The 5,212-nt window shown below is 71.2% G+C and carries 5 protein-coding genes; 2 read left to right on the top strand and 3 right to left on the bottom strand.

Annotated elements, in window-relative coordinates; genetic code table 11:
• Nucleotides 1–286: 286 nt before the first annotated feature.
• The 3 genes from AB8Z36_RS29520 to rsmI all read right to left on the bottom strand — a co-directional run bounded on the left by AB8Z36_RS29520 (nucleotide 287) and on the right by rsmI (nucleotide 2,732).
• The gene (locus AB8Z36_RS29520; RefSeq protein WP_369216446.1) at nucleotides 287–1,162 is read right to left on the bottom strand and encodes a TatD family hydrolase; all 876 of its coding nucleotides are present in this window, start codon (nucleotides 1,160–1,162) and stop codon (nucleotides 287–289) included.
• Nucleotides 1,163–1,199: 37 nt separating this feature from the next.
• The gene (locus tag AB8Z36_RS29515; RefSeq protein ID WP_369216445.1) at nucleotides 1,200–1,637 is read right to left on the bottom strand and encodes a hypothetical protein; all 438 of its coding nucleotides are present in this window, start codon (nucleotides 1,635–1,637) and stop codon (nucleotides 1,200–1,202) included.
• Nucleotides 1,638–1,835: 198 nt separating this feature from the next.
• Entirely contained in the window at nucleotides 1,836–2,732 is an 897-nt protein-coding gene (gene rsmI, locus AB8Z36_RS29510; protein WP_369216444.1) for a 16S rRNA (cytidine(1402)-2'-O)-methyltransferase, read from the bottom strand.
• Between the two features lie 62 nt (nucleotides 2,733–2,794).
• On the opposite strand from rsmI, the gene AB8Z36_RS29505 reads away from it, so the two are divergent.
• Entirely contained in the window at nucleotides 2,795–4,534 is a 1,740-nt protein-coding gene (locus AB8Z36_RS29505; protein WP_369216443.1) for a dolichyl-phosphate-mannose--protein mannosyltransferase, read from the top strand.
• Between the two features lie 175 nt (nucleotides 4,535–4,709).
• Nucleotides 4,710–4,949 carry a chaplin gene (locus tag AB8Z36_RS29500; RefSeq protein WP_369216442.1) on the top strand — a complete coding sequence of 80 codons (240 nt, stop codon included), beginning with the start codon at nucleotides 4,710–4,712 and terminating at the stop codon, nucleotides 4,947–4,949.
• Nucleotides 4,950–5,212: the final 263 nt, after the last annotated feature.

The following is a 5,212-nucleotide window of genomic DNA, read 5'->3' as shown; positions in this document are numbered from 1 at the left end:
CCCGCTCACCGGCGCGCCCGTCGCCCGGCTCCCGCTCCGGTGCGTGCGTCGTCTGCCGGGGCAGCGTGAGGCCTTCCCCGGGCACGTCGTGCGGCGCCACGTCGTACGCGGTTCCGTACGACCAGGGCTCATAAGACGCGGGAGGCGCTGCACACGTCTCGTCATACGTCTCGTACGGCGAATTGCTCACGATGACGCTCCAGAGGTCCGGACCGGGCGGACAGAACCTAGCGGAGCGGATCGTCACTCTCCAAAGTGGCGCGGATACGCTGTGTCGCGAGAGTGGTCAGTAATCGAATGCGCGAGCGGTGTTCGCCGCGAGGGCCCCGGCCATGGCGTCCTCGTCGATGCCCCGCGTCGCGGCCATCGCGCGCACCGTGACCGGAATGAGATACGGGGCGTTGGGCCGTCCGCGGTACGGCGCGGGTGTGAGGAAGGGCGCGTCGGTCTCGACCAGGACGAGCTCCAGGGGCGCCACGGCGAGCGCGTCCCGCAGGCCCTGCGCGTTCTTGAACGTGACGTTGCCCGCGAAGGACATGAAGTAGCCGTTCTCCGCGCAGACCTGGGCCATCGCGGCGTCACCGGAGTAGCAGTGGAAGACGGTGCGCTCGGGGGCGCCCTCCTCCTTCAGGACCCGCAGGACGTCTTCGTGCGCCTCGCGGTCGTGGATGACGAGGGTCTTGCCGTACCGCTTGGCGATCTCGATGTGGGCGCGGAAGGACCGCTCCTGCGCTGCCATGCCCTCGGGCCCCGTGCGGAAGTAATCCAGGCCCGTCTCGCCCACGCCCCTGACGTGCGGCAGCGCGGCGAGCCGGTCGATCTCGGCGAGCGCCTCGTCGAGCGCGGCGTCGCCGCCCGCCTCGCGGGCGCCCTGCCTCGACCAGCCGTCGGGGTCGCCGAGCACGATGCGGGGCGCCTCGTTCGGGTGCAGGGCGACGGCGGCGTGCACGCTCTCGTGGTCGGCCGCGGTCCGCGCGGCCCACCGTGAGCCGCGCACGTCGCAGCCCACCTGGACGACCGTGGTGACCCCCACCGACGCGGCCTTGGCGAGGCCCTCCTCCACCGTGCCGGACTGCATGTCGAGGTGGGTGTGGGAGTCGGCGACCGCCACCCGGAGCGGTGCGGGCGGCGGCGGTGGTACGTCGGCGTTCTTCGAAGGCATGCCCCGATCCTACGAACCGGGACCTCGCCGCGGAGTCCTACTCCGCCTTGCGGTGGGCGAAGGGGTGCAGCAGGTCCGAGAGGTGCCAGTGGTGGTGGCGCTCCCGCCCCTCGGCACCCGCGGCGGCGGTGGCCCCGGCGGGCTCGGCCGGTTCGGCGGGACCCGCCTGCTTGCCCACGCGTGTGCCCTCGCGCTGGCGCCGCATGCAGTCGAGCACGGAGGACACCTGGCCCGCCCGCATGATCCGCACGACGTGGCCGCCACAGTTCAGGCAGGTGGGACGGGACAGCGGCGACGGTACGTGCCGTCCGTCCGCCACGTACCGCACGAACTCCTGGCCCTTGCCGTCCACATGGTGTTCTATCTCGTAGGACTGTTCCCAGCCGTGCCCGCAGCGCATGCAGGCGAAGGCGTATGACTCGTGAACGACGTTCAGCGCCGTGGTGGGGTGGCCGGTGTCCGCTATCTCACTCATGCCAGCAGCTCCTCTTGCCCGTGGGACAAGCACTGCCGGACATGGGGTTGGCCCTGGACCCGGCAGCCTGGGGACGGGTGCGTCCCTTCAACCAGTGGACGCTTTTCCCCGAGTCAGCGCATCAGACCTGTCGAGCATTGGAGTCGATTTGGCAATTCCATAGAAGAAAGGCCTGGTGTGCGGCGTGCGCTTTGCCTTTCACGATAGTCCTTTGCCGTTCGATGGGTCGCGCGGAGCCGCATTCTTTGCCGCGACGACGGCATCGAACACCGCACGCTTGGGAAGTCCCGCCTCCGTGGCGACGGCGGCGATCGCCTCCTTGCGTCGCTCCCCCGCCTCCTCGCGCACGCGCACCCTGCGCACCAGCTCCTCGGGGCCGAGGTCCCCGGCGCTCTTCTCGGGGGCGCCCTCGACGACGACGGTGATCTCGCCGCGCACCCCGTCGGCGGCCCACTCGGCGAGCTCCTTCAGCGGACCCCGCCTGACCTCTTCGTAGGTCTTGGTCAGCTCGCGGCAGACGGCGGCCCTGCGCTCCTCGCCGAACGCCTCGGCCATCGCGGCGAGCGTGTCGTCGATGCGGTGCGGCGCCTCGAAGTAGACCAGCGTCCTGCGGTCCTCGGCGACCTCCTTCAGGCGCGCGAGCCGCTCCCCCGCCTTGCGCGGCAGGAAGCCCTCGAAGCAGAACCGGTCGACCGGGAGCCCGGAGAGGGCGAGCGCGGTGAGCACGGCCGAGGGGCCCGGCACCGCGGTCACCCGGATGTCCCGCTCCACGGCCGCCGCGACCAGGCGGTAGCCGGGGTCGGAGACCGAGGGCATGCCCGCGTCCGTCACCAGGAGCACGCGCGCGCCGCCCGCGAGGGCCTCCACCAGCTCGGGCGTGCGCGCCGATTCGTTGCCCTCGAAGTACGACACGACGCGCCCGCCGACCTGCACGCCGAGCGCCTGGGTGAGCCGGCGCAGGCGGCGGGTGTCCTCGGCGGCGACGACGTCGGCCGCCTCAAGTTCGGCGGCGAGCCGCGGCGGCGCGTCGGCGACATCGCCGATCGGCGTGCCCGCCAGTACGAGGGTTCCGGGGGAATCTGCGCTTCCTGTCACGTTCCCATCCTCGCAGGGCCTGCGGGCGGGACTCACACAGCCGGGTTCCCTACGATGGCGCGGTGACCAGTACCGCGTCTTCACCCGACACCCGCGAGGGCCGGCCGCCCGAGGAGCAGCAGCCCTCGTGGCAGCGGCGGCTGCGCCGATTCGGGCATGTGGTGCGGCCCGGTCAGGACGTCGCGGCGCGGCTCGTGCCCCCGTACACCGAGCCGGGCCCCCGGCTGTGGCGGGCGCTCGGGGTCTCCAGGAGCGGCGCGGACCAGCTGGTGCGCTGGTCGGGCTGGCTCGGGCCGCTCCTCGTCACGCTGGTCGCCGGGGTGACGCGGTTCTGGAACCTCGGCAATCCGAAGGCCGTGATATTCGACGAGACGTACTACGCGAAGGACGCCTGGGCGCTCATCCACCGCGGCTTCGAGGTCAACTGGCCGGAGAAGATCAACGACGACGTGCTGCGGCAGGGCGGCGACCTCGCCATCCCGCACGACGCGGCGTATGTGGTGCATCCGCCGGTCGGCAAGTACGTGATCGGCGTCGGCGAGTGGCTGTTCGGCTTCGACCCGTTCGGCTGGCGGTTCATGACGGCGGTGCTCGGCACCCTGTCGGTCCTGATGCTCTGCCGGATCGGGCGGCGGCTCTTCCGCTCCACGTTCCTCGGGTGCCTGGCGGGCGCGCTGCTCGCGATGGACGGCCTGCACTTCGTGATGTCGCGGACCGCGCTGCTCGACCAGGTCCTGATGTTCTTCGTGCTCGCCGCCTTCGGCTGCCTCCTGATCGACCGCGACAGGGCGCGGGCGAGACTCGCCGCCGCGCTGCCGGTCGACGACGACGGCGTGGTGCGCCCGGACATGCGGATCGCGGAGACGCTGCGCCTGGGGTGGCGGCCGTGGCGGTGGGCGGCCGGTCTCTGCCTGGGCCTGGCCTTCGGGACCAAGTGGAACGGCCTGTACGTGATGGTCTTCCTCTGTGTGATGACGGTCCTCTGGGACGTCGGGGCGCGCCGCGTCGCGGGTGCGGTGCGGACCTACCGCGCGGTCCTCAGGCGGGACGTGCTCCCGGCGTTCGTCTCGACGGTGCCGGTGGCCCTCGCCACGTACCTGGTGTCCTGGCTCGGCTGGATCCTCTCGCCGACGGACGGCACCGGCGGCTACTACCGCGACTGGGCGGCGACGGAGGGCCGGGGCGGCGGCTGGACGTGGCTGCCGGACTGGGTGCGCTCCCTGTGGCACTACGAGCACGCGGTGTACGAGTTCCACGTGGGCCTCTCCTCGCCGCACACCTACCAGTCCAACCCCTGGAGCTGGATCGTCGACGGCAGACCCGTCTCCTACTTCTACGAGTCCCCGCTGCCCGGCAAGGACGGCTGCCCCTCGGACACCACGGAGAAGTGCGCCCGCGAGGTCCTCGCGCTCGGCACGCCGCTGCTCTGGTGGGCGGCCGCCTTCGCGCTGCTCTACGTCCTGTGGCGGTGGGTGTTCCGGCGCGACTGGCGGGCGGGCGCGATCCTGTGCGGGGTGGTGGCGGGCTATCTGCCCTGGTTCTTCTACCAGGAGCGGACGATCTTCTACTTCTACGCGGTCGTCTTCGTGCCGTTCCTCTGTCTGGCGCTGGCGATGCTGATCGGCGCGGTCCTCGGCCCGCCGGGCTCCACCGAACGCCGCCGCGTCGTGGGTGCCGCCGCTTCGGGCGTCCTGGTCCTCCTCATCTTCTGGAACTTCATCTATTTCTGGCCGATCTACACCGGCACGGCGATCCCGATCGACTCCTGGCGGTCGCGGATGTGGCTCGACACCTGGGTGTGACCGGACGTCCGGACGACACGTCCCTCGGCAAACGGGTTAGTCCGCGTGTCCGTCACGCGGTCCGGGGCGTTGGGCAGCGCGGGGCGCCCAATGGGTGTGCTGCTCCGGCCGTGCGGCGTCGCGTCGCGTCCGGCCGGGCGCCTTCGAGCTGAACCGTACGCAAGGAGAACCAAGCATGTCCGCAGTGAAGAAGAGCATGAGCGTGGCGCTGGGCGCCGGTGTCCTCGTGATGGGTGGTGCCGGCCTCGCGACCGCCGACGCCGGCGCCCAGGGTGCGGCCGTGGGCTCGCCCGGCGTGCTCTCGGGCAACCAGCTCCAGGTCCCGATCCACATCCCGGTCAACGTGTGCGGCAACACGGTGAACGTCATCGGCCTGCTGAACCCGGCCTTCGGCAACGTCTGCGTCAACGACTGATCCGTCGTACCGCACAGCGAAGCGCGCCGCCGMCCCTCCCTTTCGGCGGCGCGCTTCCGCGTACAAGGGACATGGGCGGGTGTAAGGGGCATGGAATGGACACCTTCGGATAACGGCACTCCCACGCTTCCCGTCGGCCCCATAAGGTCGGGCGCGTATGACCTTTCCGAACACACTTCGGAAAGGCTCCTGGGGAGGGGAGCGCATTCATGCGCAGGGGAGTCAAGATCGCGCTGGTGGGCGGGGTCCTCACCGTCATGGTG

Source organism: Streptomyces flavofungini (assembly GCF_041028215.1).
In the GTDB taxonomy this organism is placed as follows: Bacteria; Actinomycetota; Actinomycetes; order Streptomycetales; family Streptomycetaceae; genus Streptomyces; species Streptomyces flavofungini_B.
Note: the sequence above shows the minus strand (reverse complement) of the source record. Positions and strands in the feature narration are given on the sequence as shown.

Excerpts from the sequence above, each read along its gene's own strand:
- AB8Z36_RS29520 (WP_369216446.1), bottom strand. The coding sequence starts at position 1,162 with ATGCCTTCGAAGAACGCCGACGTACCACCGCCGCCGCCCGCACCGCTC.
- AB8Z36_RS29500 (WP_369216442.1), top strand. The coding sequence starts at position 4,710 with ATGTCCGCAGTGAAGAAGAGCATGAGCGTGGCGCTGGGCGCCGGTGTC.
- AB8Z36_RS29515 (WP_369216445.1), bottom strand. The coding sequence starts at position 1,637 with ATGAGTGAGATAGCGGACACCGGCCACCCCACCACGGCGCTGAACGTC.